Raw genomic sequence first — 25,517 nt, forward strand, 5'->3', positions numbered from 1 at the left:
TCGCGTCAGCGGGGTCGGGGTTCGGAGCGTTGGAAGAGGACGTAGAGCCAGGTCATGGAAGGCACGAGGATGAGGGCGCCTACGCCCAGTGCCACGAAGACGACCTGGAGGGCGGCGTCGTGGGCGGCGGCCGAGTCCAGATCGAGATCGGCCATCTCGGCGGCGCCCCAGAGGACGGTGACGACGGCGAGCGCGCCGGTGACCCGTACGGCGAGGTAGTTGCGGCGCAGCACGAGGGCGAGGGAGACGATGCCCGACGCGGCGGAGACGAGAATGAGAGGGGACTGCACGCCCAACGCGGCAGCGCCGGGAAGGGCCAGGAGGCCGACGATGATTCCGCTGAGAAGGGCGTAGCCGCGGAAGCGCAGTGTCGCGTCCGCGTCGGCCAGGCGCCGGGCGTCCCAGATCAGGTAGACGGCCGCCAGATACGCGCAGAGCGCAGTCGTGAGGACACCGCCGTAGATGCCGGACAGGCTGAGCCAGGTGGATTCGCCGGTGGCCACCGTGGTCGCCACGGCGCCGAGGCAGAACGGGGTCACGACTGAGGAGACGCCGAAGAGCCAGGCATAGGCCTTCTGGTCAGGGACCGCCTTGCTGAAGACGAACGTGCTGCCCCGGGCGACGATGCCGAGGACGGCGAGGGACAGCGGCACCCAGTGCGCGGCCATGATGTCGGCGAAGACGGGCGGGAATGCGGTCCAGGTCATCACCATGACGAAGATGAGCCAGACGTGGTTGGCCTCCCACAGCGGACCCATGGCGTGCTCGATGACGTCCTTGTCGGAACGCCGGGGCGAGATCAGGTGCCACAGTCCGGCGCCGAAGTCGGCGCCGCCGAAGAGCAGATAGGCGGAGAGGCCCAGCAGGATCAGGCCAAGGGCGATGTCCGGGTGGCTCATCGGGCTCCGGCCTCCTCACGGTCGTCGCGCGGAGCGGGAGCGTCCGCGGCGGGTCGGGGTGCGGGGGTGTCCGCGGCGGGCTCGGGTTCGGGTGGGAGGCGGCGCATGCGCCGCAGGACGCTGATGGTGGCGATCGCGAGGACGGCGTAGACGACGAGGACGATGTAGAGGCCGAAACGCAGTCCGGGGTTGGGGTTGACGGCCTCCTCGGTGCGCATCACCCCGTACACGATCCATGGCTGGCGTCCGACTTCGGTGGTCGTCCAGCCGGCCTCCATCGCGATGGCGGCGGCGACCCCGGCGAGGCTCGCGGCACGCAGGAACCAGGGCTTCCAGGGCAGGTCATGGTGCTTGCTGAGCGCGCCCGACCGCAGCGCCGCACGGCGCCGGAGCCACCAGGCGAAGCCCCACCAGGCGGCCAGCGCCAGCAGGGCCATGCCGATCGCGATCATGATCTCGAACGAGGTCTTCACGACCTCGGCGGGCGGGTGGACGTCCTCGGGGAAGGCGTCGAGGCCGCGCAGCGTGGCCTTGGAGTCGAACTTCAGCATGAGCGAGAGCGCGTTCGGGATCTCGATGAACGCGAACTTGAACGGCACCCCTTCCTGCGTGTGCTCGATGCCCTCCATCGCCGCGAACTTGATCGGCTGGTTGTCGGCGACGAAGCGGGACGCCCAGTCGCCGACCGCGACCTGCAGCGGGGCGCACACCGCGCCGAGGGTGAACGGGATCGCGAAGCCGAGCCGGTGGTAACGGTCGACCCGTCCCGCCCGGTGGTCGCGGAGCAGGGCGACGGCGTAGACGGAGGCGACGATGAAGCCGCAGACCATGAGCGAGGCGAGGATGAGGTGGACGGCCTGCACCGGGGTCGCCGGGTTGAACATCGCCGCCAGCGGGTCGACGTCGGTCACCTTCCCATCGACCAGCTTGAAGCCGCGGGGCTGGTTCATCCAGGAGTTGACGGTGACCACGAACGAGGCGGAGAGCAGACCCGCGATCACGACGGGGATGCCGGTGACGAAGTGGGCGCGCGGCGAGAGCCTGTCCCAGCCGTAGAGGTAGACGCCCATGAAGATCGCCTCGATGAAGAACGCGATGCCCTCCAACGCGAAGGCCGCGCCGAACACCTGGCCGTACTTGTCCATGAAGCCCGGCCACAGCGTGCCCATCTCGAACGACAGCACCGTGCCGGACACGGCGCCGACCGCGAAGAGCACGCCCGCGGCCTTCATCCAGCGCCGCGCCAGCTCGGCGTAGACGCGGTCGCCGGTGCGCAGCGACCGCCATTCGGCGAGGAGCGTCAGCGCCGGGAGACCGATCCCGATGCTGGCCAGGATGATGTGGAAGCCCAGGGTGAAGGCCATCTGCTGGCGGGCGGCCATGAAGTCGGCCGGCGTCGCGGCGCCGTGGGCCGGATCCACGAGGGGGGCGGCCGGGTCCACCGCAAGGGCGGCTGTGTCCCCGACAAGGGCGGAGAGGTCCGCGAGGAGCGCTGTGGAGCTCATGCCACCGACTGTAGTACTACAGCCTGTAGTACTTAAGTCGGTAGTACTACCTGCCGTGGTGACATGCCTCTCAGTCGGTTAATCTGGACCCCGTGAAGGGTCTGGGAGAGCTTGAACGCACGGTCATGGAGATTCTCTGGGCGCGGGAGGACGCCGGTCACGGCGCCGCCACCGCGCGCGACGTCAGCCGTGCCCTCGCCGGCGACCGTGACCTCGCGCACACCACGGTCATGACGGTCCTGGACAGGCTTGCCAAGAAGGGCTTCCTGGAGCGCGAGCGGGACGGCCGCGCCTGGCGCTACAGCCCCTCCGCGAGCCGTGAGGGATATGTCGCCGAGCTGATGCTGGGCGCCCTCAACGAGACCGGTGACCGCGACGCCGCCCTGGCCCACTTCGTGCGTTCGGTCTCCGACGACGAGGCTGCCGTGATCCGCGAGGCCCTGCTCGGCCTCACGCGCAAGGAGCCACCGGCATGACCGGCACCGCCCTGCTCGCACTGATGTCAATGGGGACCGTTGGCGGGGCGCACCTGTTGTCCAAGGCGCGCTGGACCTGGCGCGCCCCCCGGACCGCGATCGCCCTCTGGCAGGCCCTCGGTCTGGGCTGGGGCCTGGCCACGATCGGCACCCTGCTGGGCGTGGCGCTGCTGCCCTACGAGAAGGGCATCGCCGGCGGCGTGCCCGTGCTCTTCACCGACCAGGCCGGGCGGCTGGACGCGGCCCACGTGACCGCACTGTTCGCGGCCGTCAGCCTCACCGCGATCCTGCTGGCCATGCTGATGTACGCGGTGTTCCGCGTGGTGCGGGCACGGCGGCGGCACCGGGCGTTGCTGGCCCTGGTCTCGCGCCGCGACTCCGCCGCCCCCGACACCCTCGTGCTCGACCACCCGGAGGCCGCCGCGTACTGCGTGCCCGGCGTCCGTTCGTCCAAGGTGGTCGTGAGCGCGGGCACCCTCGAACTGCTCGACCCGGCCGAGCTGGCCGCGGTGCTGGCGCACGAGCGCGCCCACGCCCGCGAGCGCCACGACCTGGTCCTGCTGCCCTTCGCCTCGCTCCGCCAGGTGTTCCCGCAGATCAGGCTGGTCGGCCGATGTCTCGACGCGGTGGAGCTGCTGATCGAGATGGCCGCCGACGACCGGGCCAAGCACCACCGCGCCCCGCGTGAGCTCGCCACCGCGCTGCTGCGGTTCGCCGCGGCCCGGCCGCCGGCCGCCCCGTCCGGCACCCTCGGCGCCGCGGCCACCGACGGCATCCCGGTCATGGCGCGGGTCAACCGGCTGCTGGAGCCGGAGGCCCCGCGCCGGTCCACCCGGATGGCGGCGATGGTGGCGGTGCCGATCATCGCCGGTGTCCCCATCCTGCTGTACGCGCTGCCGCACTGAGCCGTTTCGCCCTGGTCAGCTGCCGGCCGGGGCGTCCAGCGCCGTCCCGTAGACCCGTTCCACCCGAAGCCTGAGCACCACGCGCCGGTCCTTCGCCACCTGCTCGAGGAACGCCGCCTCATCCGCCGGGTCCGCGAAGCCGCCGGTCATGGCGAGCAGTTCCCGGGAGGTCGCGTCGCCGGCCACGGTGCTCACCTCGGACACCTCCGCCTGGCCCTCGGCGACCGCATAGGACAGCACGGTGTCTCCCTGGACGTGCAGGACGGCACGCGGGTCGCGCTCAAGATGGCGCACCTTGATCCGGCCTTCGGCCGACGAGATCCGGATCATCCGCGCCGCCGCGTCCCACGTGTAGACCATCGAGGCGAGATGCGGGTGGCCGCTGCGCTTGACGGTCGCCAGGACGCCGAACTGCCCGCGTGTGAGGATCGCGTCGATCTCCTCCTCGGAGAGGAGACGGGCTCCCGGGCCCTGTCCCGGGCCGTACTCGGTCTCGGTCTCAGTCTCGGTCTTCGTCATGTCGATCTTCCTTTCCGAAAGCTTCGTGTGTGCTGGGGCGTTCAGGCGGTGACGGCGGGCTGCGCCGGGGCCTCGGTCGAGGCCTCGCCTGCGGGGATCGCCTCCGTTTTGGGCTCGCGCAGGACGATGAGGGCCACGGTGAGAGCGGCCACGAGGAGCCCGGCGGAGACCATGAACGCGAGGTGGTAGCCGTCGGTCAGCGCCACGGCCTGGCTCGTGCCCTCGCCGAGCAGCCGCTCGGTCTTGGCGGCGGCCAGGGTGGACAGGACCGCGACGCCGAGTGCCATGCCGATCTGCTGCGTGGTGTTGAAGAGGCCGGAGGCCAGCCCCGCGTCGTCGGCCTTCGCGCCGGACATGCCCAGGTTGGCCAGGGCCGGGAGAACGAGGCCGCCGCCGGCGATGAGCAACATCACGGGGAGGAGGTCGGTGACGTAGTCGGCGTTCACCGGGATGCGGGCGAGCCAGGCCATCGAGCCGAACAGCAGGGCCAGGCCGGTCACCAGGACGGCGCGGGTGCCGAAGCGGGCGATGAGCCGCGCCGAGACGAAGAGGGACACGCCGCCGATCGCCACCGCGGCGGGCAGCATGGCCAACCCGGTTTCGAGGGCGCTGTAGCCGAGGACCTTCTGCATGTAGAGCGCGACGATGATCTGGAAGGCGAACATCGCCGAGAGGGTCAGCATCTGCACGACGTTGGCGCCGGAGACGTTGCGCGAGCGGAAGATGCGCAGCGGCATCAGCGGGGTCCGTGCCGTGGCCTGCCGGACGATGAACGCGGCGAGCAGGGCGAGTGAGACGGCGCCCAGACCCAGGGTGTGGCCTGCGAGCCAGCCGTGCTCCTCGACCTTGACGACGGTGTAGATGCCCAGCATCAGGCCCGCGGTGACCAGGACCGCACCGGCGATGTCGGCTCCCGAGGAGAGCCCGAGGCCGCGGTCACGGGGCAGGGCCGGGATCGCCACCGCGATCGTGATCAGGCCGATCGGCAGGTTGATCAGGAAGATCCAGTGCCAGTTGAGGGCGTCGGTGAGCACGCCGCCCAGCACCTGGCCGATCGAGGCGCCCGCGGCGCCGGTGAAGCTGAAGACGCCGATCGCCTTCGCGCGCTCGCGCGGCTCGGTGAACAGCGTCACCAGGATCCCCAGCACGACAGCCGAGGCCATGGCGCTGCCGACGCCTTGCAGGAACCGCGCGGCGATCAGGATGCCCGGGGTGGTGGCGGCCCCGGCCAGCAGCGAGGCGGCGGTGAAGACGCCGTTCCCGGCGAGGAACATCGTCTTGCGGCCGATCAGGTCGCCAAGCCGCCCGGCCAGGAGCAGGAGGCCGCCGAACGCGATCAGGTAGGCGTTCACCGTCCAGCTCAGCCCGGCGGGCGAGAAGCCGAGGTCGCTCTGGATGGCCGGCATCGCCACGGTCACGATGCTGCCGTCCAGGATCGTCATCAGCCCCGCTGCGGACAGGACGGTCAGCGCGAGCCAGCGCGATCTGGCGGCGGGGGGTGCGGTGTTCGGCATGGGTCTCTCCTTGGTCAGCTTCGTGCAGCCTGTGCAGCGCCGATAGAGAGACCGTAGCAGATAGTTCCGTTACAGACGATCCTTAAGAGGACTATTTGGTGCTCTCCCGCGCCCGGCGTGCCTGCGCGGGGGCTTCCGCGGGAGTCCCGAGGTGTCCGTTGACCAGGAGATTCATGATCCGCAGAAGGTCGTCGCGATCGTCCTTGGACAGGGATTCGAGTGCGGCCCGGTGCACGCCGTCAACGATCTCCTGGCTCTGGGCGGCGACCCGCGCGCCCTTCTCGGTGACCGCGATGATCCGTGCGCGGCGGTCCTTGCTGGAGGGCCGCCGCTCGGCGAGGCCCGCTTTCTCCAGTGCGTCGACCGTCACCACCATCGTCGTCTTGTCCATGTCGCCGAGCTCGGCCAGCTGGATCTGGGTGCGCTCGTCTTCGAGGGCGTGCACGAGGACGCAGTGCATGCGTGCGGTCAGCCCGATCTCGGCGAGGGCGGCCGCCATCTGGGTGCGCAGCACGTGGCTGGTGCGGTCGAGCAGGAAGGACAGGTCGGGCTCGGCGCGGGAGGGGGCCATGGCAGTCATGGCCCCAGTCTAGCAATTTGATTTGCTGGCGGATTATCTACGAATTTATGATCCCATGCAGGACGACTGTGACGAGGTCGTCCACATCCGCCTGATCGGGCCCGGGCCCTGCCACCTCGTGGAAGAGCGCAGCCATGACCGACTCGTGGCAGAAGCCGACGATCATCCTGGCCGCGGCGTCCACCTTGGCGACGGGCGCGAGCCGCCCCCGCTCCACCTCGGCTCGCAGGTAGCCCCTCAGGCGATCCCGCCAGTCCTCGCCCGGCTCGCCGAGCTCGGCGAATCTGGCGAGGACCTTCGGCTGGGAGAAGAGACCGGCGAACGCGGGCACGACCGCGCGGTGCATCGCCAGCCCATAGGTGACGTACGCCCGCAGATTGTCCTCGACGCTCCCGTCGCCGGGCCGTGGCAGGTCCCTGAGACCCTGCTCGGTGCGGCGGACGTGGGCACGCAGGCCGTGCGCGAGCAGCTCTTCCTTGTCCGCGAAGTGGTTGTAGAGCACGCCGTCGGCGACGCCGGCCTCGCGGGCGATCCCGCGCACGGTGAGCCCGACGGTCCCGCGTTCGGCGATGAGGCGCTCGGCGGTGGCGATCAGATGGTCGCGCAGGGTCCGCTCGCCGCCGCCGTCCCGCAGGACGGCCGCTGTTCTAGGTGACATCAACCAGCATCGTATTGAACCGGCATTGTCGTGAGCGGGGACGCGGTCAGCTCGAAGCCGTACCTCGCGAGCTCGGCCAGGAAGCCGGCCGGGTCCACGATCTCGTCCAGATGCCGTACGCCCGGCGGAAGAGAGTCCAGCCGCCGCACGACCAGGGCGGCGACGATCCCCGAGGCGCGGCTTTGCCTGCGGCCCGTGACGGAGGCCGTGCAGGCACCCGAGGAGGCCGTCACGGCGAAGCCGTCGCTGCCGAAATGCACTTTGCTCAGCGCTGCCAGAACGGCGCCCCGCACTACCCGGACGCGCAGCAGCCGTGAGACGCCGGGCACCCTGGTCGCGGCCAGCGCGCCGGTCATGGCGCGCGAGTCCAGGCAGAGCCCGGTCGTGACGCGTCCCACACCGAGCGTGCGGGGCAGCGTGTGCTGGTCGGAGAACGGGAAGCCATGGACCTTGCGGGCCCCGTACGGCGCGGGAAAGCGCATCCGCCAGGACGTGCCCATCGCGCCGAGTCCATCGAGGGTCCAGGCCAGCGCCGCCGGTCCGTGCGCCTCCCCGGAGCCCAGCAGGACGCCGATCTCGACGTCCTCCCCGCCGGAACGCTCCGCGCACGTGCGGGCCAGCAGGTTCGTGACGCCGGGGGCGAGCCCGACGCTGAGCACGGCGGTCGCCTGCCGCTCGGTGGCGAGCCCGTCAAGGCGCTCGATCCCTGAGAGCAACTCGTACGAAGCGGAGACGTCGACGTAGTGCACGCCACGTTCCAGGCAGGCGCGAGCGACCCGCGCGTTGTCCTGGTCGACGCACATGAGCACGGCGTCGGCCCCGTCGAGCGCCCGATCGAGCTCGTCAGGTTCGCGCAGGTCGACCCGGAGGGACGTGGTGTCCGGCACCGGCCGGGCCTTCTCAGGGGCCCGTCCCGCCACGACCACCGCGCCCGGATACCAGCCGGTCAGCAAGGCGGCCGCCTCCCGGCCGACCGCGCCGTACCCACCGAAGACCACGATGCGCCTCATCGGGCCGCTCGCACCAGCCAGGAGTTCCACCGCAGCCGGACGGCGTCCGCGCGCTCGAAGGGCCGCAGCGCGCTTTCGAGCGCCTCGCGGAGCGGGCCTGGATCGGCGCCCCCGAGGTTGAAGCGGACCGGGCCCCACTCGGTGAAGAACTCGGCCGCGTCCGCGGCGTCACGGCCCCAGGAGGCCTCCGCTTCGACCAGTTCCGTGGTGACGTCCTGGAATCCCGCTGCGGTGAGCACCGTCCTGACGTGGTCGGGGTCGGCCAGCGAGAGCGGCCCGGATCGGTCAGACCCGGATCGCTCGGGGTCGGGTCGGTCGGGTTCGGAGGCCGCCTGCCAGCCTGGCAGGTGCTCGGCCGCCGCCGCGAGGATCGTGCCCAGGTCGGTGCCGCCGAGGTCCGCCATGCTCACGAACGCCAGGTGGCCACCCGGGCGGAGAGCGCGCGCGACATTGCCGAACGCGGCGACCGGATCGGCGAAGAACATGACCGCGAACCGGCTGATCGCCGCGTCGAACCCGCCCTCGGGGAATGGATACACCTGCACGTCACCCTGCTCGAACCGCACGTTCTCCACGCCCTCTTCGGCGGCGATTCCGCGTGCCCGGGTGAGCATCGGCACCGACAGGTCCACGCCAACGGCCTCCCCGAGCCGGGCCCGTCGCGCGGCCAGTCTCGTGGTCAGCCCGTTGCCGCAGCCGATGTCGAGCACCCGATCGCGCTCGCCGATCCGGGCGGCGTCCAAGAGCCGGTCGTTGAACCCTCCGTTCATGGACTCGTAGCGCTCGTGGTTGTCCGCCCAATGTTGGCCCTCGTAGCCGTTCCAGGCCTCCGCCTGCTCCGTGTTGACGATCTGGACCATCCCCGCCTCCTCGATGTGAACATATGTTCATGAACTTGTGTTCATATTGCGCCATGGTGGTCCTCGCGTCAACGCCCAAACGCCGTACGGCCCCCAAGGCAGGGTTGCCGAGGGGGCCGTACGTCGAATGGACGGTCAGCTGCTGACGTACTTGCCGAGGTGCTGGGCGGTGAGCGTGTCCCCCTTGGCGACCAGGTCGGCGGGAGTGCCCGTGAAGACGATCTGGCCGCCGTCGTGTCCCGCACCGGGACCGAGGTCGATGATCCAGTCGGCGTGCGCCATCACGGCCTGGTGGTGCTCGATCACGATGACCGTGTTGCCGTCGTCGACCAGCCGGTCGAGCAGGGCCAGGAGCTGGTCCACGTCGGCCAGGTGCAGGCCGGTGGTCGGCTCGTCCAGGATGTAGGTCGCCGCCTTCTCAGCCATGCGGATCGCCAGCTTGAGCCGCTGGCGTTCGCCGCCGGACAGGGTGTTGAGCGGCTGGCCGAGGCTGAGGTAGCCCAGGCCGACATCGACGAGCCGGTCGAGGATCGCGCGGGCCTGGCGTTCGGTGAAGAAGTCACGGGCCTCGGCCACCGAGAGGCCGAGGACGTCGCTGATGTTCTTGCCGCGCAGCTCGTACGTGAGGACCTCGGGGGTGAAGCGCTTGCCCTCGCACTCCTCGCAGACCGACGCCACCCCGGCCATCATCGCCAGGTCCGTGTAGGTCAGGCCGATGCCCTTGCAGTTGGGGCAGGCGCCCTCGGAGTTGGCGCTGAAGAGCGCGGCCTTGACGCCGTTGGCCTTGGCGAACGCGGTGCGGATCGGGTCGAGCAGCCCGGTGTAGGTGGCCGGGTTGCTGCGCCGGGAGCCGCGGATCGCCGACTGGTCGACCACGTTCACGTCCTCCCGCTTGGAGAGCGAGCCGTGGATCAGCGAGCTCTTGCCCGATCCGGCGACACCGGTGACCACGGTCAGCACGCCGGTGGGGATGTCGACGCTCACGTCCTGCAGGTTGTGCAGCGTGGCCCCCTCGATGGAGATATGGCCGGTGGGCTGCCGGACCTCGTCGCGGAGGCGGGCACGGTGGTCCAGGTGGCGGCCGGTGAGGGTGCCGGACGCGCGGAGCCCGGCGACGTCGCCGGTGTAGCAGATCTGCCCGCCGTTGGTGCCCGCTCCGGGGCCGATGTCGACGACGTGGTCGGCGATCTCGATCGTCTCCGGCTTGTGCTCGACGACCAGGACGGTGTTGCCCTTGTCGCGAAGGCGGAGCAGCAGGTCGTTCATGCGCTGGATGTCGTGCGGGTGCAGGCCGACCGTCGGCTCGTCGAAGACATAGGTGATGTCGGTCAGCGGGGAGCCGAGGTGACGGATCATTTTGACCCGCTGCGCCTCCCCGCCGGACAGCGTGCCGGACTCGCGGTCGAGGCTCAGATAGCCGAGACCGATCTCGACCAGCGAGTCCAGCGTCTCGCTCAGGGCGGTGAGCAGCGGCGCGGCCGAGGGGGCGTCGATGTCCCGGATGAACCCGGCCAGATCGTTGATCTGCATCGACGCGCAGTCGGCGATGTTGCGGCCCTTGATCTTGGCGGCGAGGGCCTCCGGGTTGAGCCGGGAGCCGCCGCACGCGCGGCAGGTCGTGAACGTCACGGCCCGGTCGACGAACGCGCGGATGTGCGGCTGCATCGCCTCGCGGTCCTTGGAGAGGTAGATCCGCTGCACCTTGACCACGAGGCCCTCGTAGGTGGTGTTCATCCCGCCGATCTTCATCTTGGTGGCGGGCTTGTGGAGGAAGTCCTCCCACTGCTGCTCGGTGTAGTCCTTCAGCTTGACGTCGGGATCGAAGAACCCGGACTCGGCCAGGTTCTTCCAGTACCAGGAGTCCACGGTGAAGTTCGGCACGGTGATCGCGCCCTCGTTCAGCGACAGCTCGCGGTCGACCAGCTCGTCGACGTCGATGTCGGACTTGCGGCCGAGGCCCTCGCACTCGGGGCACATTCCTGCCGCGTTGTTGAAGCTGAACGCGTAGGAGGGGCCGACGTGGGGCTCACCGAGCCGGCTGAAGATGATCCGGAGCAGCGTGAACGCGTCGGTCGCGGTGCCCAGCGTGGACCGCGCGTTCGCGCCCATCCGCTCCTGGTCCACGACGATCGCGGCGCTCAGGTTGTGCAGCGCGTCGACGTCCGGGCGGCCCACGTTCGGCATGAACGACTGGAGGAACGCCGAGTAGGTCTCGTTGATCAGGCGCTGCGACTCGGCCGCGATGGTGCCGAAGACGAGGGAGGACTTGCCCGAGCCGGACACACCGGTGAAGACCGTGAGATGGCGCTTGGGGATGTCGACCGACACGTCGGCGAGGTTGTTCTCGCGGGCGCCGCGCACCTTGATCACATCGTGGCTGTCCGCGAGACGCCGCTGCCGTTCGTCGTTCATGGAGGTCAACCCTTCACAGGAGGCTGGCGGGGCAATAATTTTGTACAGTGTACAGAGAAATTCTCGACGCCGCAATATAGAACGGAATTGTTCGTTCCCCTACTATGGGGAGCATGGAGACCAAGACGCAAGCTCCCATGAGCGGCCGCAAGGCGCAGGCAGCCAGAAACGACGAACTTATCCGAGATGCGGCGCGGGCGGTGTTCACCGCCGATCCGGGCGCTCCCATCTCAGCCGTGGCAGAGTACGCCGGGGTCGGCATCAGCGCTCTGTATCGCCGGTACAAGAGCAAGGAAGAGCTGCTCCAGCGGCTGGCCGACGACGGGATGGACCGCTATCTCGCGCAGGTCGAGGCCGCGTTGGAAGACGACCGGGACGCCTGGACGGCGTTCGCCGACTTCATGCGACGCTGCCTGGACATCGGCGCGGGCTCGCTGACCATGCGGCTGGCCGGCAGCTTCCCCGTCACCGACGAGATGGCGCAGAAGGGCAGGGACATTCACATGGCCACCCAGCGCCTGCTCGACCGTACCAAGGAGGCGGGCGTGCTCCGGCGTGACATCGAGGTCGGTGACATCTCGGTGCTCCTGGAGCATCTGCACACCATCCGCATCGGAGACGATGAACGGATGAACCGGCTGCAACACCGCTATCTGGAGCTGTTTCTGGCTTCACTCCGTATGGCGGAAGCGGAGGAGCTCCCCGGCCCCCCTCCGAACTGGCAGGAGCTGAGAGGACGGTATGACGACTAAACCAATGACCACTGGCTCTTCGGCCCCGGTGGCCGCCGGTCAGGTCCTCGACCGGCGGTCGCTGAACCGCGCCCTGCTGGCCCGCCAGCTTCTGCTCGACCGGCACGAGCTTCCTGCCCTCGACGCCATCGAGCACCTGGTGGGCATGCAGGCGCAGGCTCCCACACCGCCGTACATCGGCCTGTGGAGCCGCCTGGCGGCCTTTGAGTTCGACGAGCTGGCCACCCTGCTCACCGAGCGGGCGGCGGTCCGCATGGTCCTCATGCGCGGCACCCTCCACCTGGTCAGCGCCCGCGACGCGCTGGCCCTGCGGCCGCTCACGCAGGTCATCATGGACCGCTACGTCAGGACCGGGAACGGGCGGGACCTGAGCGGCCTCGACGTGCCCGCCGTCGAGGCCGCCGCGCGCGAGCTCTTCAAGGAGCCCCGCACCGACAAGGAGATGCGCGCCCTCCTCGCCGAACGTTTTCCCGACGGGGATCCCGAGCTGCTCAACTGGGCGGCCCGGACCGTGATCCCGCTCGCCCAGATCCCGCCGCGCGGCCTCTGGGGCAAGGGCGGCTTGGCCTCCCACATCACCCTTGAGGCCTGGCTGGGCCGCTCGCTCGACACCGAGACCTCACTCGACCGCCTGGTGCTGCGCTACCTCGCCGCGTTCGGCCCGGCCACCGTCCAGGACGCGCAGCACTGGTCAGGCCTCACCGGTCTCGGCGAGGTCGTCGAGAGGCTCGCGCCCGAGCTCGTCACGTTCGCCGACGAGAACGGCAGGGTGCTCTACGACCTGCCCGACGCACCCCGCCCCGATCCCGGGACCCCGGCCCCGATCCGGCTGATCCCGGACTTCGACAACCTCACGCTGTCGCACGCCGACCGGGCGCGGATCATCTCCGAGGAGCACCGCAAACGCCTGTTCACCGTCAACGGCATCATCCGCGCGGCCGTCCTCGTCGACGGCTTCGTCCATGGCACGTGGAAGCACGAAAAGAAGCGCGGTGTCGCGACCGTCCGCATCGAGCTGTTCGAGCCCGTGTCCGAAGCTGATCGCACCGCCGTCGTCGAAGAGGCCGAACGACTCCTCGCCGCCGCGTACCCCGAAGCCAAGTCCTACGAGGTGGAGTTCATCTGAGCCGAGCCTGCGGATGAGGTCGAGCGCGCGTCATCGCGGCATTCGCCCTCTGTGTCGAGGGACTCCAGGAGGATGTGGAGGGTCTCGCGGAGCTGGGTGACCTGCTCGCGGGTCAGGGGATCGAAGAGGTGCCGCCTGACGGCCTCCACATGGCCCGGGGCGGCGGCCTTCAGGACCTCGAAGCCCTCGTCGGTGAGCTCCGCGAGAGTCGTCCGGCGGTCGGTGGGATGTTTGGTGCGGGTGACCCAGCCGTTCTCCTCCAGCCGATTGACCGCGTGGGAGAGGCGGCTGGGGGAGGAACGCACGATCTGGGCCAGCTGGCTCATGGTGAGCGTCCGGTCCGGGGACTCCGAGAGCATCGCCAAGATCATGTAGTAGGTGTGCGGCATTTTGGAGTCGCGCTGGAGCTGGCTCTCCAGCGCGTCGTTGAGGAGGCGGGTGGTCCACAGGAACGCCCGCCAGGTTGCCTGCTCGTCCTCATCCAGCCACCGGGTCATGTCTCCAGTGTAATTGAGCACTCAAGATTTGAAGAATCAACTATCCGGGCGTACGGTGACACTTGAATGCTCAAGTATGTATCTCGGGGAGGTCGCCATGACGCGGATGCCGGTGCTCTATCTCAGCCACGGCGCGCCGCCGCTGGCCGACGACGCGGCCTGGACCGGCCAGCTCGCCGGCTGGTCGGCGGATCTGCCGCGGCCCACGTCGGTGCTCATGGTGTCGGCGCACTGGGAGGAGGCGCCGTTGAGCATCGGCGCCACCCGTACGGTGCCGCTGGTCTATGACTTCTGGGGCTTCCCGCAGCATTACTACGAGGTGCGGTACGAGGCGCCCGGAGCGCCGGAACTCGCCGAGGACGTGCGCAAACTGCTGCCCGAAGTGAAGCAGGACCCCGAACGCGGGCTCGACCACGGGGCCTACGTGCCGCTTGTGGAGATGTATCCCGAGGCCGACATTCCGGTGCTGCAGATGTCCATGCCCACGCTCGAACCCGAGCGGCTCTTCGAGATCGGGAAGCGGCTGGAGCCGCTGAGGGATCAGGGCGTGCTCATCGTGGGGAGCGGCTTCACCACGCACAACCTGCGGGCGATGAACCCCGACGCGCACGGCGCGCCGCCTGCGTGGTCCGCCGAGTTCGACGAATGGGCCGAACGGGCCGTCGGGGCGGGTGACGTGGACCACGTGCTGGACTTCCTGGGCAAGGCCCCCGCCGCGCGGATCGCCCATCCGCGGACCGAGCACTTCGCGCCGCTCTTCGTTGCGCTGGGCGCGGCCGAAACCGAGGGGCGGTCAGTGATCGACGGATTCTGGCACGGCATGGCCAAGCGGTCCTTCCAGTTCGGCTGACCGGCCAGTTCACCTGACCGACCACTTGCCAAACCCACCACTCGCCAAACCGGTCACCGCCAAACCGGTCACCGCCGAACCGGTCACCGCCGAACCGGCCGCTTGGGCTGACCGGGCGCGGGTCAGACCTGGCTGGACGTCTCCATCGCGGCAAAGCCCACCCGCCAGGACGGGATCTGCGGCTTCCAGCCCAGGCCGAGCGCCTTGGCGTTGGACACCGGCCGGCCCGTCGCGGCGGCGTGCCGCGCGGTCCCCGGGAGGGGGACGCCCAGCGCCGCGCTGTAGACCGGTAGCCAGTCCGCGGTGGTCGCGGGCTCGTCGTCCACGATGTTGACGGGTCCGGCGGGCCAGTCGAGCGCCGCCAGCGCGGCCGCGGCCGCGTCGTCGGCGTGCACGAACGAGGTCCACGCCGGGGACGGCCGCAGGCTCCCCGCCCGGACCCGGTCGGCGATCGCGCCGTCCGCCGCGTACCACGTGCCGGGCCCGTAGAGCGCGCCGTACCGCAGGATGACGCCGCGCGGAAGCTCCGCGACGGCCTCCTCCAGCGCGGCGACGCCCTCGTAGGGCGGCAGCGTCGGGTCGAGGGCGTCGTCCTCGACCGCGGGCGCGTCACCCGGCACGTACAGCCAGCTGATGCTCTGCGCGATCATCACCTCGACGTTGGCCGCCTTCGCAGCCGACACCAGGTTGCGGGTGCCCTGGACGCGCAGCCGCGAGTTGGCCGCGAAGTCCTCCCCGCTGAGGTCGGTGAGCTGGTGGACGATGACGTCCGGACGCACCGCGAGCACGGCGTCGTGCACGGCCGGGGAGTCGAAGGCGTCCAGGACGAGGGGCTTGGCCTGCTGCGCGGCGATCGAGTCGGCGCGCTCGGCGGACCGGGTCGTCCCGGTCACCTCATGGCCCGCCTGCACGAGCAGGGGGACCAGCCGACTGCCGACGACACCGGTCGCGCCGGCGACAAGAATCTTCAAGGGGGGTACCTCCACGACTGCACGCCTTTGTGGCCGCCTTCCAGGAAGGATAGGCAGAGACTCTCTCCAGGTCACGCCCGGCACGGCGAAATGCCCCTCACTCGCGGTATTCCACGCGGTTACGCTCGGCCATGACCTTCCGTCCGCGCGTTCCGGAGGGGCAACCGCATCCGGAAGAGCGCTCCTCCCCCCGGGGCAGCTTCCACCGTGAGCGTACCCCCATGAGCCCTCAGCAGGTCACGGGCTATCGCTAGTCCGAGCCCCGCGCCGCCCTCGTCGCGGCTCCTGGCATCGTCGAGCCGGACGAATCGTTCGAAGATTCGCTCCCGGTCGCCCGGCGGCACTCCGGGACCGTCGTCAGTGATATCCATCACTACCCACCGATCGCCATCCTGCCGCAATGTGACATTCACCTGCGAGGAAGCGTGGCGTTGCGCGTTGTTCAGAAGGTTGGCCAGCGCTCGTGCCAGCCGGTCGCGCGAGCCGAGGACCTGTGGAGCGGCCTTGAGCTCGATGCCGATGGGCACCCGGTCGGCCGGGCCGCGGCGCTCGACCTCCTCGCGGAGCAGGTCGGCGAGCGCGACGGGCTTAGGCGTGACGGCCTGTTCTCCGGCGTCCAGCCGCGCGAGCAGCAGCAGGTCGGCGGCCAGGTGCTGGAGCCGGACGACCTCGGTGGTGAGCCCGTCCAGGTCCAGCAGCTCGGGATGCGCCGCGGCGACCTCCAGCTCGGTCCGGAGCGAGGCGATCGGGTTGCGCAGCTCGTGCGAGGCGTCCGCGACGAAGCCGCGCTGCCGTTCCACGGACCGTTCGAGCGCCGCGAGGGTCTCGTTGGTGGCCGTGGCCAGCGCGGCGACCTCGTCCCGCGAGGCGGGCACCGGTACGCGGCGCGTCAGGTCGCTGGAGGCCGTGATCTCGGCGAGCTCGGTCCGGATCGCCGCCACCGGCCGCAGCGCGCGCCGGGTGACCAGCCAGGTGACCCCCGCCACGACGGCCAGCAGGACCGGCAGCCCGGCCAGCATCGCCTGGGTGACCGTGCCCACGGCCTTGCGTGCGGTGGCCACGGCGGTTCCGGCGTGCACGGTCAGCGTCTCGCCGCCCGGCGTGGTGACCGCGATCGACGCGAACCGGTAGTCGGCGGTCTCGCCGTCCACGGTGGCACTGCCGGTGCTGTGGTGGACGTCGCCGGAGACCTCGCCGCGCTGCGGGGTGTCCTCGTCCCGGTCGTCGTCGTCATCCGGCGGACCGGGTGACGCCGCCGGCTTCACCGCCGCGGGGCCGGTGCCGCTGATCGCGCTCAGATCCTCGCCGGCCGCCACCACCCGGCCGGAGGAGTCCACGACCTGGACGGGGTTCTCGTCGCCGTCCGGCACGTCGAGTTGCGCGTACGGGACGCCCGCAGCCAGTTGCGAGGCGACCTCGCGTGCGGACACCTCGGCTTGGAGGTCGCTCTGCCGGTCGAGGTTGGCCCGCAGAAGCAGCACGACGGCGAGCCCCGTGACCACCAGCGCGACGGCGACGACGGCGGTGGCGAACAGCGTGGTGCGGGCACGGACAGAGGCGACCCGCGCGAAGGTGAATGGTCTCGGCATGTCAGCTGGTCTCGGCATGTCAGCCCCCGTCGGTGGCGAGCCGGTAGCCGGACCCCCGCACCGTGACGATCGACTTGCGGCCGAACGGAGCGTCGAGCTTGCGGCGCAGTGCGCTCACGTACACCTCGACGATGTTGGGGTCGCCGTCGTACGCGAAACCCCAGACGTGTTCGAGGATCTGCCCCTTGGACACGACGAGGCCCGCGTTCACGGCCAGGTGCTCCAGGACGGCGAACTCCTTGGCCGTCACCTCGACCTCGGTGTCGCCGCGCGACACCGCCTTGGCCGCAGGGTCCACGGTCAGGTCGCCGAGGACGATCGTGGGTGAGCCGCCCCGCGTACGGCGGCGCAGCAGGGCGCGTATCCGGGCCAGGAGCACCACGTACGAGAACGGCTTGGTCAGGTAGTCGTCGGCACCGGTGTCCAGGCCCTCCGCCTCGTCGTACTCGCCGTCCTTCGCGGTGAGCATCAGGATGGGCGTCTCGTCCCCGGCCGCGCGCAGGGCCGAGCAGACCCGGTAGCCGTTCATGCCCGGCAGCATGATGTCCAGCACGATCAGGTCGTAGTCGTGGTCGGTCGCACGCCGCAGGCCCACCCCGCCGTCGTGCACCACGTCGACCACGAAGCCCTCGGCCACCAGTCCCTTGGCCAGGGACGCGGCCAGGCGGCGTTCGTCCTCGACGATCAGCAGGCGCATGGTCTCCAGGCTGCCAGACGCACCTGAAGCGGGCTTCAGGTTGCTTCAGCCGCGCCTCAGGTCCGTCCGCCAGCGTGGGTCCTGAACGTTCCGCACCGATCTGGAGGGATCTTGATGAAGCTCGACGTACGCCACCTGGTGACGGGCCGCAGGCTGCTGGTGACCGTGCTCGCCGGAGGCGTGATCGCCGCCGGTGGGACGGCGACCGCCTTCGCCGCGAGTGGCGACGACGACCGCGCCGAGCAGGCGGCCGAGGTCAAGGCGGTGCAGACGGCCAAGATCAGCGCCTCCGACGCGGCGGGCATCGCGCTGCGCACCGTGCCGGGCCACGTGGCCTCGGTGGACTTCGACGACGACCAGGGCAAGGCCGCCTGGGAGGTCGAGGTGATCGGTAAGGACGGCACGACGCGTGAGCTGTCGGTCGATACCGCCAACGGCAAGGTCCTTTCGAACGTGGCAGACGACCAGGGCGACGACGACGGCACCGACACCGACGGCACCGACGACCCCGACGGCAACGACGACTGACCCGTGAAAGCACCGCCCGGCCGCCGAGATCACGGCGGCCGGGCGTATTCGTTGTGGTGCTCGTCAGGCGGGGACGTGTTCCGGCTCGCCGACGGTGGCGGCCTGCTCGGCTTCGCCGGTGGGGGCCACCCGGCGGAGCGTGATCACCGCGATGACCGCGACCGCGGCGATGAGCGCGGCGCAGACGGCGGCGGTGGCGTTCAGCCCGGCGGTGAACGCCTCACGGGCCGAGTCGAGCAGATCGCCTTCGACTCCGGCGGCGACCGCTCCGGCGAAGGTGTCGCGGACGCCCTCAGGGGCGTTCGCCGGGAGCCCGGCCGCGATCTCGTCGCGGTAGACGGCGGTGCCGACGCTGCCGAGCGCCGCGATGCCCAGCGCGCCCCCCAGCTCGGTGCTCGTCTCGCTCAGTGCCGAGGCGGAACCGGCCTTCTCCGGTGGCGCGGAGCCGACGACCAGTTCGGTGCCGAGCGCCATGGTGGGGGCGCCGCCCACGTACACCAGGATGAAACCGGCGACCAGCAGCGGCAGGCCGGAGCGGGCATCGACCTGGGCGAGCAGCAGGTAGCCGAACGCGGCGATCACCAGCGAGCCGCTGATCACGTACGCGGGCCGGACACGCCGCACGGCGATCGGCGCCACCAGGGACGAGATCACCAGTCCGAGGGCGGCGGGCAGCAACCACAGCCCGGCCTTCAGCGGCGACAGCCCCTCCACCAATTGCAGGTACTGCGTGACGAACAGGTAGATGCCGGCGACGGCGCCAATACTGATCAGCAGGCTCAGCAGCGCGCCCGAGAAGGCGCGGTCGGCGAACAGGCGCAGGTCCAGCAACGGGTCGTCGAGGTGCCCCTGCCGCCGGACGAAGAGCACGCCCGCCACCAGGCCGATCACGGCGGCGACCGCGGGCACGGGCTCGGCGCCGTGCTTGACCAGCTCCTTGAGGCCGTAGGTGATCGGCAGCATCGTCGCGAGCGACAACAGCACGCTGACCAGATCGAGGCGGCCCGCCCGCGTGTCACGGAACTCCGGCAGCAGGACCGGCGCGGTCACCAGCAGCACAACCATGATCGGTGTACCGAGCAGGAACACTGAGCCCCACCAGAAGTGCTCCAGCATCAAGCCGCCCACCACAGGGCCGAGCGCGATGCCCACCGAGAACATCGTCGCCCACAGCCCGATGGCCAGCCCGCGCTGCCGCGCGTCGCGGAACATGTTGCTGATGAGCGACAGCGTGGACGGCATCAGCGTGGCACCGGCGATGCCCAGGAGCGTCCGCGCCGCGATCAGCATCTCGGCGGACGTGGCGTACGCGGCGGCCGCCGATGCGGCGCCGAACGCGGCGGCGCCCGTCATCAGCAGCCGCCGCCGCCCGATGCGGTCGCCGAGCGTGCCCATCGTCACCAGGAATCCGGCGATCATGAAGCCGTAGATGTCGATGATCCACAGCGTCTGGGTGCTGCTCGGACGCAGATCCGCGCTCAGTTCGGGCACCGCGAGGTGCAGCACGGTGATGTCCAGGGCTAGCAACAGGGTGGGAAGGGCCAGCACGGCCAGCCCGATCCATTCCTTGAGCCCGGCACGCGGCCGGGTGTCATATGTGGTCGTCTCAATGGCAGCCATGGGTTGAGCGTCGGAGAGGCCGCTCATGGTCCGCTGATGGTCCGCTGACGGTCGGTTACGGTGATCAGCATGCGTTTCGGGGTATTGGGGCCGCTCGCCGTGTGGACGGCTGACGGCGGTACGGTCCAGGTTCCCGAAGCGAAGGTCCGGGCCCTCCTGGCCGACCTGCTCGTGGATCCGGGACGTCCCGTTCCGGTGGACAGGCTCGCCGACGACCTCTGGGGTGAGGACCTCCCGGCCAATCCGGCCAACTCCCTGCAGTCCAAGGTGTCGCAGCTGCGTCGCGCCCTGGAACAGGCGGAGCCTGGCGCGCGAGCCCTGGTCGCTTTCAGCCCGGCCGGTTACCGGCTGCGGGTGGAGGCCGGCGACGTCGACGCCGGGCGGTTCGCGGCGCTGCTCGACCGGGCTCGCGGGACGAGTGACCTCCGTGCCCGGGCGAGCCTGTTCACGGAGGCGCTGGAGCTGTGGCGTGGCCCCGCGTTCGCCGATTTCGCGGACGCCCCTTTCGCCAGAGCCGCGATCACCAGGCTCGAAGAGCAGCGGCTGACCGTGCTGGAGGAACGCGCCGAGGTCAGGCTTGAGCTGGGCGAGCACGGCTCGCTGGCGGACGAGCTGAGCGACCTGGTCGCCCGGCATCCCCTTCGCGAACGGCTGCGCGCCGTTCAGCTGCGGGCTCTGTACCGTGCGGGCAGGCAGAGCGAGGCCTTGGACGGCTACGCCGACCTACGCAAGCGCCTCGCGGACGAACTGGGCCTTGACCCCAGCCCCGAGCTGGCCGAGCTCCACCAGGCGATCCTCAACCAGGCCCCCGCCCTCGATGCCGTGCCCGCGTCGGCGCACGGCGCCCGCGCCTCTCTGACGAGCCTGCCTGAGTCACGCCTCCCGGTGCCGCCGACCGGTCTTGTCGGGCGGGAGGACGACGTCGCCCGAGCGCGCGAGGCACTCGGTACCGCCCGCCTGTTGACGCTCACCGGCCCCGGCGGAGTCGGCAAGACGCGCCTGGCCTTGGAGGTCGCCACGCGGGTCGCCGATGCCGGGGACTTCCCCGACGGTGTCTGGTTCGTCGAGCTCGCCGGCCGCCGGCCAGACGAGGTGGCCGAAGCGGTCGGCAGGGTCCTGGGAATCCGCGACGACGCCTCGGCGGGCCCGGCGGACCGGCTCGTCCAGGCGCTCCGCGACCGCCGGCTGCTGCTGGTCCTGGACAACTGCGAGCATCTCGTCGAGCCGGTCGCCAAGCTCGTGGAGACGTTGCTCCGGAACGATTCCGGGCTGCGCGTACTGACGACGAGCCAGGAACCGCTGGCCATCGCCGGCGAGGTGGTCCAGGCCGTTCCGCCGTTGCCGGAGCGCAGCGCGGCGCGGCTGTTCACCGAGCGGGCCTCCGCAGCCGCACCGGGAGCCGATCTGGACGGATCCGGCACGGCCGAGGTGATCGCGACGATCTGCCGGCGGCTGGACGGGATCCCGCTGGCACTGGAGCTGGCGGCCACCCGGGTCCGCACCCTCGGCGTGCGCGGGCTCGCAGACCGGCTGGACGACAGGTTCCGGTTGCTCGCGGCCGGCCGGCGGGACGCCCCCGCACGCCAGCGCACGCTCCGCGCGATGATCGACTGGAGCTGGGAGCTGCTGACCGAGCCCGAGCGGATCGTGCTGCGGCGGCTGGCCGTGCACGCCGGGGACTGCACGCTGGAGGCGGTCGAGGCGGTCTGTTCGGGTGCCGGGATCGAGGCCGCCGATGTGCTCGACCTGCTGGCGCGCCTCGTGGATCGTTCGCTGGTCGTCGCCCTGGACGGCCCCGGCGGGCCGCGGTACCGGCTGCTGGAGTCGGTGGCGGCCTACAGCCTGGAGCAACTGGACGCAGCGGGTGAGACCGAACGCGTGCGGCGGCGGCACCTCGCGTACTACCTCGCGCTCGCGCAGCAAGCCGAACCGTATCTGTACGGCTGCGATCAGCGGACCTGGCTGGACCGGCTCGACGCCGAGACCGGCAATCTGCGGGCCGCGCTCGAAAGTGCGACGGAGTACGGCGCGGCTCCGGACGCCTTGCAGCTCGCCAATGCGTTGACCTGGTACTGGTTCCTGCGCGGCCGCTATCGCGAGGCGTACCGTTCGCTCACGGTGGCGCTGGCCGCGCACGTGGGGAGTGACGACCCGGGTGTCCGCCGGGCCGCCGCCTGGCGGGCCGGGCTGGCGATGATGATCAGCGACGGGCACTTCGACGACATCCGCAGGGGAGCGGAGCTGCCTGTCCCCGGCCTGGAGGACGGCGACCCATCCGGTGCGTGGATCGAGGGCGAGCGTGCCCGTGCCCTGTGGTTTCTCAGCTTCGTCCATCTGAGCTACGGCGATCTGGCGACGAGTGAACGGCTCGTGGCGAGTGCGCTGGCCGACTTCCGGGCCGCCGGTGACCGCTGGGGCCTGGCGGCCGCGCTGGCGACGATGGCGGGCCAGGCGACCTTCCGGGGCGACCTCACGACGCTTGATCGCGCCGCCGCCGAGAGCGCCGAGATCTTCGCCGGGGTGGGCGATCGCTGGGGGCGGCTCCAGGCCGTCGAGTACCTCGGCGCGTACGCCGAGATCGTCGGCGACTACGAGCGGGCCGCCCGGCTGCACGAGGAGGGCGTGCGCGTCGCCGAGGAGCTGAGCCTCTGGGCGGACGTCTCGTACCGGCTGTCGGGCCTCGGCCGGATCACCATGCTGCAAGGCGACTTCGAGCGGGCCCGCGAGCTCCATGAGCGCGCGCGACGCCTTGCCGAGGAACAGTCCAACACGTTCGGCCAGGAGTATGCCGAGATCGGGCTCGCGCTCGTGGCACGCCGCCAGGGACGGCTCGACGCGGCCGAAGCCCACCTGCGTGCCTGGCTCGACTGGAACCGCCGGCTGGGAACCCATTCGGGGTTGGTGCTCATCCTGGCCGAGCTGGGCTTCACCGCCGAGCTGCGCGGGGACGCGGAGCGGGCCCTGGAGTGGCAGCGGGAGGCGGCCGAGACTGCGCGGCACGCGGGTGATCCGCGGGCGACCGCCCTGGCGTTCGAAGGCATGGCGGGGGCGCTGTCGCTCGCCGGCGAGTACGAGCGCGCGGCCGAGTCGCTGGACGAGGCCGCACGGCTGCGGGAGGCCGTCGGAGCGCCGCTGCCGCCGGCCGAACGCGGTGACGTCGAACGCATCGAAGCACGTATCAGGGAAGGCCTTGACGAGACGAGACGGCTCGTCTAGTCTCACGGTCATGATGATTTTCCTGTTCCTCTGATCGCGCCGGGCCGCCTCGCCGCCCCGTGATCCGCAGCCCTTCCGACGGCTCGAATTCGGCCTGCCTTGGCGCGGCCGGGAACAGGAGTGTCTCCTTTGCGTACCCCATCAGCTGATTCCGTCGCCCAGCTCACGCTGCATGAGGTGACGAAGCGCTACGACGACCGTGTGGTTCTCGACCGGGTGTCCCTCACCGTCAAGCCCGGCGAGAAGGTCGGGGTCATCGGTGAGAACGGCTCCGGCAAGTCGACCCTGCTCACGCTCATGGCGGGCCGTGAAGAACCCGAAAACGGGGATCTCACGGTCGTTGCCCCGAGCGGGCTCGCGTACCTGCCACAGAATGTGGAAGGTCTCGTCGACGGGGCGGCCACGGTCGCCGACGTCATCGACCTGGCACTCGCCGAGCTGCGGGAGATGGAGGCGGCGCTGCGGGCCGCCGAGGCCGGTCTGGGATCGGCGACCGGAGAGCAGTTGGCCGCGTACGGCGACCTGCTCTCCGAGTTCGAGCGCCGTGGCGGCTATGAGGCCGGCGCGAGGGTGGACATCGCCCTGCACGGCCTCGGGCTCCCCGGACTCGCTCACGCACGGCCGATCTCGACGCTGTCCGGCGGCCAGCTCTCCAGGCTGGCGCTGGCGGCGACGCTCGCGGCGGCGCCGGAACTGCTGCTGCTCGACGAGCCCAGCAACGACCTGGACGACGACGCGACGGCCTGGCTGGAGGACTACATCCGGACCCATCAGGGCACGGTGGTCGTGGTCACCCATGACCGGGCGTTCCTGGAAAGGATCACCACGACCATTCTGGAGGTGGACCACGAGACCTGCGGCGTCCGGCGGTACGGCGACGGCTACTCCGGCTACCTCAGGGCGAAGGCCGCCGCACGCGCTCGCCGGCAACGCGAGCACGAGGACTGGAAGGCGGAGGTCGAACGGCAGTCACGCCTGGTGGAGACGGGAGGTGCCTGGCTGGCGACCCTCAGGCGCAAGGCCCTGTATCCCAACACCGGCAACGGCGCGTTTCGTGCCAGGTCGACCTCGCACGGGACGGCCAAGCGGGTCCGGATCGCGAACGAGCGGCTGGAGACGCTGCGTGAGAACGCGGTGCCGCCGCCACCCGAGCCGCTCCGCTTCACCGCGCGGATCTCGGGCGGGACGGCGGACGAGGAGCAGCCGGTCGAGCTCTCCGGCGTCAGGGTGGAAGGCCGGCTTCACGTGGACGGGGTCCGCCTCGTGCCGGGCGAGCGGCTGCTGGTCACCGGTCCGAACGGAGCTGGCAAGACCACGCTGCTGCGCGTTCTCGCCGGTGAGCTCGTCCCGGACGCGGGGTCGGTGCGGCGTCCGGAGCGCGTCGGATATCTCCGGCAGGAGGGTGTGGCCGGGCCGTCGCAGTGGACCGTTCTGGCGGCGTACGCGGCGGGCCGCCCGGGTACCCCAGATGAGTACGCGGACGAGTTGCTCCGGCTCGGGCTCTTCCGCCCGGACGACCTGCGGCTGCCGCTGGGCGCCCTGTCGGCCGGCCAGCGGCGCCGGGTCGAGCTGGCACGGCTGGTGAGCCGCCCGGTCGACCTGCTGCTGCTCGACGAGCCGACCAACCACCTGTCTCCGATGCTGGTGGAGGAGCTCGACGAGGCGCTCGCGGGCTACGCGGGGACCCTCGTCGTGGTCACGCACGACCGCCTGCTGCGGAGCCGCTTCACCGGTTCCCGGCTGGAGCTCCGCGACGGCAGGGCGCTGGAGACGTCGACGTGCTGAGGTGACGGATGAAAGGGTTGCCGGGGAGGTGGCATCGATGCAGATCACGCTGGTGCGGGGCGATATCACCGAGCAGGAGGTGGACGCCGTGGTGAACGCGGCGAACTCCTCGCTGCTCGGTGGGGGAGGCGTCGACGGGGCCATTCATCGCCGGGGCGGCCCGGCGATCCTGGACGAGTGCCGCAAGCTGCGGGCGTCCCACTACGGGGGCGGGCTCCCCACCGGGCAGGCCGTGGCGACCACGGCCGGGCGGTTGCCCGCCCGCTGGGTGATCCATACGGTCGGGCCGGTCTACTCCTCGTCCGAGGACCGTTCGGACCTGCTGGCCTCCTGCTACCGGGAGTCGCTGCGTGTGGCCGACGACCTGGGCGTACGGTCCGTGGCGTTCCCCGCCGTCTCGGCCGGGATCTACGGGTGGCCGCTGGACGACGCCGCGCGCATCGCGGTCGGTACGGTCCGTTCGACGGTCACCAAGGTCACCGACGCGCGGTTCGTGCTGTTCACCGAGGACGCCTACGAGGCGTTCGAGCGGGCCCTGAATTCCTGAC

At 70.7% G+C, this 25,517-nt stretch carries 23 protein-coding genes; 9 read left to right on the forward strand and 14 right to left on the reverse strand.

The window, feature by feature from the left end:
- Positions 1-5 precede the first annotated feature (5 nt).
- Entirely contained in the window at positions 6-899 is an 894-nt protein-coding gene (locus tag F8566_RS18705; RefSeq protein ID WP_151561536.1) for a cytochrome d ubiquinol oxidase subunit II, read from the reverse strand.
- Positions 896-2,404, reverse strand: a complete 1,509-nt coding sequence (locus tag F8566_RS18710) for a cytochrome ubiquinol oxidase subunit I (RefSeq protein WP_225993305.1) — start codon at positions 2,402-2,404, stop codon at positions 896-898. The genes F8566_RS18705 and F8566_RS18710 overlap by 4 nt, the downstream gene beginning before the upstream one ends.
- A 92-nt stretch (positions 2,405-2,496) precedes the next feature.
- Between F8566_RS18710 and F8566_RS18715 the strand changes: the two genes are divergently transcribed.
- Both F8566_RS18715 and F8566_RS18720 read left to right on the forward strand, forming a co-directional pair.
- Positions 2,497-2,880: a BlaI/MecI/CopY family transcriptional regulator gene (locus tag F8566_RS18715; RefSeq protein WP_151561537.1), complete on the forward strand. Its 384-nt coding sequence runs from the start codon at positions 2,497-2,499 to the stop codon at positions 2,878-2,880.
- Entirely contained in the window at positions 2,877-3,785 is a 909-nt protein-coding gene (locus F8566_RS18720; protein WP_151561538.1) for a M56 family metallopeptidase, read from the forward strand. Before F8566_RS18715 ends, F8566_RS18720 begins: the two co-directional genes overlap by 4 nt.
- A 15-nt stretch (positions 3,786-3,800) precedes the next feature.
- Here F8566_RS18720 and F8566_RS18725 read toward each other — a convergent pair whose 3' ends face one another.
- From F8566_RS18725 to F8566_RS18755, 7 genes are all read right to left on the reverse strand, one after another.
- Positions 3,801-4,304 carry a TIGR03618 family F420-dependent PPOX class oxidoreductase gene (locus F8566_RS18725; protein ID WP_151561539.1) on the reverse strand — a complete coding sequence of 168 codons (504 nt, stop codon included), beginning with the start codon at positions 4,302-4,304 and terminating at the stop codon, positions 3,801-3,803.
- A 41-nt stretch (positions 4,305-4,345) separates the two neighbouring features.
- Positions 4,346-5,818 (reverse strand): MFS transporter, encoded by a 1,473-nt coding sequence (locus tag F8566_RS18730; protein WP_151561540.1) that lies wholly within the window; start codon positions 5,816-5,818, stop codon positions 4,346-4,348.
- 91 nt (positions 5,819-5,909) lie between these two features.
- Positions 5,910-6,398: a MarR family winged helix-turn-helix transcriptional regulator gene (locus F8566_RS18735; RefSeq protein ID WP_151561541.1), complete on the reverse strand. Its 489-nt coding sequence runs from the start codon at positions 6,396-6,398 to the stop codon at positions 5,910-5,912.
- Between the two features lie 37 nt (positions 6,399-6,435).
- Positions 6,436-7,056, reverse strand: coding sequence for a TetR/AcrR family transcriptional regulator (locus F8566_RS18740; RefSeq protein ID WP_151561542.1), 621 nt, complete (start codon positions 7,054-7,056; stop codon positions 6,436-6,438).
- A complete protein-coding gene (locus F8566_RS18745; RefSeq protein WP_151561543.1) occupies positions 7,056-8,066 on the reverse strand; it encodes a saccharopine dehydrogenase family protein in 1,011 nt (336 codons plus the stop codon). The genes F8566_RS18740 and F8566_RS18745 overlap by 1 nt, the downstream gene beginning before the upstream one ends.
- On the reverse strand, positions 8,063-8,926 hold the full coding sequence (locus tag F8566_RS18750) for a class I SAM-dependent methyltransferase (RefSeq protein ID WP_151561545.1): 864 nt from the start codon (positions 8,924-8,926) through the stop codon (positions 8,063-8,065). Before F8566_RS18750 ends, F8566_RS18745 begins: the two co-directional genes overlap by 4 nt.
- A gap of 135 nt (positions 8,927-9,061) precedes the next feature.
- Positions 9,062-11,338: an ATP-binding cassette domain-containing protein gene (locus F8566_RS18755; RefSeq protein ID WP_151561546.1), complete on the reverse strand. Its 2,277-nt coding sequence runs from the start codon at positions 11,336-11,338 to the stop codon at positions 9,062-9,064.
- Positions 11,339-11,451: 113 nt separating this feature from the next.
- Between F8566_RS18755 and F8566_RS18760 the strand changes: the two genes are divergently transcribed.
- Positions 11,452-12,090, forward strand: a complete 639-nt coding sequence (locus F8566_RS18760) for a TetR/AcrR family transcriptional regulator (protein ID WP_151561548.1) — start codon at positions 11,452-11,454, stop codon at positions 12,088-12,090.
- A gap of 4 nt (positions 12,091-12,094) precedes the next feature.
- Positions 12,095-13,216: a winged helix DNA-binding domain-containing protein gene (locus F8566_RS18765; RefSeq protein ID WP_225993306.1), complete on the forward strand. Its 1,122-nt coding sequence runs from the start codon at positions 12,095-12,097 to the stop codon at positions 13,214-13,216.
- Here the strand turns inward: F8566_RS18765 and F8566_RS18770 are convergent.
- Positions 13,195-13,713 carry a MarR family winged helix-turn-helix transcriptional regulator gene (locus tag F8566_RS18770; RefSeq protein WP_151561552.1) on the reverse strand — a complete coding sequence of 173 codons (519 nt, stop codon included), beginning with the start codon at positions 13,711-13,713 and terminating at the stop codon, positions 13,195-13,197. The genes F8566_RS18765 and F8566_RS18770 overlap by 22 nt on opposite strands.
- A 97-nt stretch (positions 13,714-13,810) precedes the next feature.
- Between F8566_RS18770 and F8566_RS18775 the strand changes: the two genes are divergently transcribed.
- Positions 13,811-14,563 carry a dioxygenase family protein gene (locus F8566_RS18775; protein ID WP_151561554.1) on the forward strand — a complete coding sequence of 251 codons (753 nt, stop codon included), beginning with the start codon at positions 13,811-13,813 and terminating at the stop codon, positions 14,561-14,563.
- 122 nt (positions 14,564-14,685) lie between these two features.
- Here F8566_RS18775 and F8566_RS18780 read toward each other — a convergent pair whose 3' ends face one another.
- The 3 genes from F8566_RS18780 to F8566_RS18790 form a co-directional block, all read right to left on the reverse strand.
- Positions 14,686-15,534, reverse strand: a complete 849-nt coding sequence (locus F8566_RS18780) for an NAD-dependent epimerase/dehydratase family protein (RefSeq protein ID WP_151561556.1) — start codon at positions 15,532-15,534, stop codon at positions 14,686-14,688.
- A gap of 119 nt (positions 15,535-15,653) precedes the next feature.
- Entirely contained in the window at positions 15,654-17,123 is a 1,470-nt protein-coding gene (locus tag F8566_RS18785; RefSeq protein ID WP_151561558.1) for a sensor histidine kinase, read from the reverse strand.
- A gap of 19 nt (positions 17,124-17,142) precedes the next feature.
- Complete coding sequence (locus F8566_RS18790) at positions 17,143-17,820, reverse strand: response regulator transcription factor (protein WP_151561560.1); 678 nt, start codon at positions 17,818-17,820, stop codon at positions 17,143-17,145.
- 114 nt (positions 17,821-17,934) lie between these two features.
- On the opposite strand from F8566_RS18790, the gene F8566_RS18795 reads away from it, so the two are divergent.
- Complete coding sequence (locus F8566_RS18795; RefSeq protein WP_151561562.1) at positions 17,935-18,348, forward strand: PepSY domain-containing protein; 414 nt, start codon at positions 17,935-17,937, stop codon at positions 18,346-18,348.
- Between the two features lie 63 nt (positions 18,349-18,411).
- Here F8566_RS18795 and F8566_RS18800 read toward each other — a convergent pair whose 3' ends face one another.
- Complete coding sequence (locus tag F8566_RS18800) at positions 18,412-19,959, reverse strand: MFS transporter (protein ID WP_404800319.1); 1,548 nt, start codon at positions 19,957-19,959, stop codon at positions 18,412-18,414.
- A 78-nt stretch (positions 19,960-20,037) separates the two neighbouring features.
- Here F8566_RS18800 and F8566_RS18805 point away from each other — a divergent pair, with 78 nt between their 5' ends.
- The 3 genes from F8566_RS18805 (at position 20,038) to F8566_RS18815 (ending at position 25,516) form a co-directional block, all read left to right on the forward strand.
- Positions 20,038-23,184 carry a BTAD domain-containing putative transcriptional regulator gene (locus F8566_RS18805; RefSeq protein WP_151561566.1) on the forward strand — a complete coding sequence of 1,049 codons (3,147 nt, stop codon included), beginning with the start codon at positions 20,038-20,040 and terminating at the stop codon, positions 23,182-23,184.
- A 129-nt stretch (positions 23,185-23,313) separates the two neighbouring features.
- Positions 23,314-24,969, forward strand: coding sequence for a ribosomal protection-like ABC-F family protein (abc-f, locus tag F8566_RS18810; protein ID WP_151561568.1), 1,656 nt, complete (start codon positions 23,314-23,316; stop codon positions 24,967-24,969).
- 37 nt (positions 24,970-25,006) lie between these two features.
- Positions 25,007-25,516 (forward strand): O-acetyl-ADP-ribose deacetylase, encoded by a 510-nt coding sequence (locus tag F8566_RS18815; RefSeq protein ID WP_151561569.1) that lies wholly within the window; start codon positions 25,007-25,009, stop codon positions 25,514-25,516.
- Position 25,517 lies beyond the last annotated feature (1 nt).

Source organism: Actinomadura rudentiformis, from assembly GCF_008923185.1.
Taxonomy (GTDB): Bacteria; Actinomycetota; Actinomycetes; order Streptosporangiales; family Streptosporangiaceae; genus Spirillospora; species Spirillospora rudentiformis.

What these genes read in the sequence shown, in the direction of transcription:
- F8566_RS18705 (WP_151561536.1), bottom strand. Translation starts at nt 899, where the DNA reads ATGAGCCACCCGGACATCGCCCTTGGCCTGATCCTGCTGGGCCTCTCC.
- F8566_RS18710 (WP_225993305.1), bottom strand. Translation starts at nt 2,404, where the DNA reads ATGAGCTCCACAGCGCTCCTCGCGGACCTCTCCGCCCTTGTCGGGGAC.
- F8566_RS18720 (WP_151561538.1), top strand. Translation starts at nt 2,877, where the DNA reads ATGACCGGCACCGCCCTGCTCGCACTGATGTCAATGGGGACCGTTGGC.
- F8566_RS18725 (WP_151561539.1), bottom strand. Translation starts at nt 4,304, where the DNA reads ATGACGAAGACCGAGACTGAGACCGAGACCGAGTACGGCCCGGGACAG.
- F8566_RS18730 (WP_151561540.1), bottom strand. Translation starts at nt 5,818, where the DNA reads ATGCCGAACACCGCACCCCCCGCCGCCAGATCGCGCTGGCTCGCGCTG.
- F8566_RS18735 (WP_151561541.1), bottom strand. Translation starts at nt 6,398, where the DNA reads ATGACTGCCATGGCCCCCTCCCGCGCCGAGCCCGACCTGTCCTTCCTG.
- F8566_RS18740 (WP_151561542.1), bottom strand. Translation starts at nt 7,056, where the DNA reads ATGTCACCTAGAACAGCGGCCGTCCTGCGGGACGGCGGCGGCGAGCGG.
- F8566_RS18745 (WP_151561543.1), bottom strand. Translation starts at nt 8,066, where the DNA reads ATGAGGCGCATCGTGGTCTTCGGTGGGTACGGCGCGGTCGGCCGGGAG.
- F8566_RS18750 (WP_151561545.1), bottom strand. Translation starts at nt 8,926, where the DNA reads ATGGTCCAGATCGTCAACACGGAGCAGGCGGAGGCCTGGAACGGCTAC.
- F8566_RS18755 (WP_151561546.1), bottom strand. Translation starts at nt 11,338, where the DNA reads ATGAACGACGAACGGCAGCGGCGTCTCGCGGACAGCCACGATGTGATC.
- F8566_RS18760 (WP_151561548.1), top strand. Translation starts at nt 11,452, where the DNA reads ATGGAGACCAAGACGCAAGCTCCCATGAGCGGCCGCAAGGCGCAGGCA.
- F8566_RS18765 (WP_225993306.1), top strand. Translation starts at nt 12,095, where the DNA reads ATGACCACTGGCTCTTCGGCCCCGGTGGCCGCCGGTCAGGTCCTCGAC.
- F8566_RS18770 (WP_151561552.1), bottom strand. Translation starts at nt 13,713, where the DNA reads ATGACCCGGTGGCTGGATGAGGACGAGCAGGCAACCTGGCGGGCGTTC.
- F8566_RS18775 (WP_151561554.1), top strand. Translation starts at nt 13,811, where the DNA reads ATGACGCGGATGCCGGTGCTCTATCTCAGCCACGGCGCGCCGCCGCTG.
- F8566_RS18785 (WP_151561558.1), bottom strand. Translation starts at nt 17,123, where the DNA reads ATGCCGAGACCATTCACCTTCGCGCGGGTCGCCTCTGTCCGTGCCCGC.
- F8566_RS18790 (WP_151561560.1), bottom strand. Translation starts at nt 17,820, where the DNA reads ATGCGCCTGCTGATCGTCGAGGACGAACGCCGCCTGGCCGCGTCCCTG.
- F8566_RS18795 (WP_151561562.1), top strand. Translation starts at nt 17,935, where the DNA reads ATGAAGCTCGACGTACGCCACCTGGTGACGGGCCGCAGGCTGCTGGTG.
- F8566_RS18805 (WP_151561566.1), top strand. Translation starts at nt 20,038, where the DNA reads ATGCGTTTCGGGGTATTGGGGCCGCTCGCCGTGTGGACGGCTGACGGC.
- F8566_RS18815 (WP_151561569.1), top strand. Translation starts at nt 25,007, where the DNA reads ATGCAGATCACGCTGGTGCGGGGCGATATCACCGAGCAGGAGGTGGAC.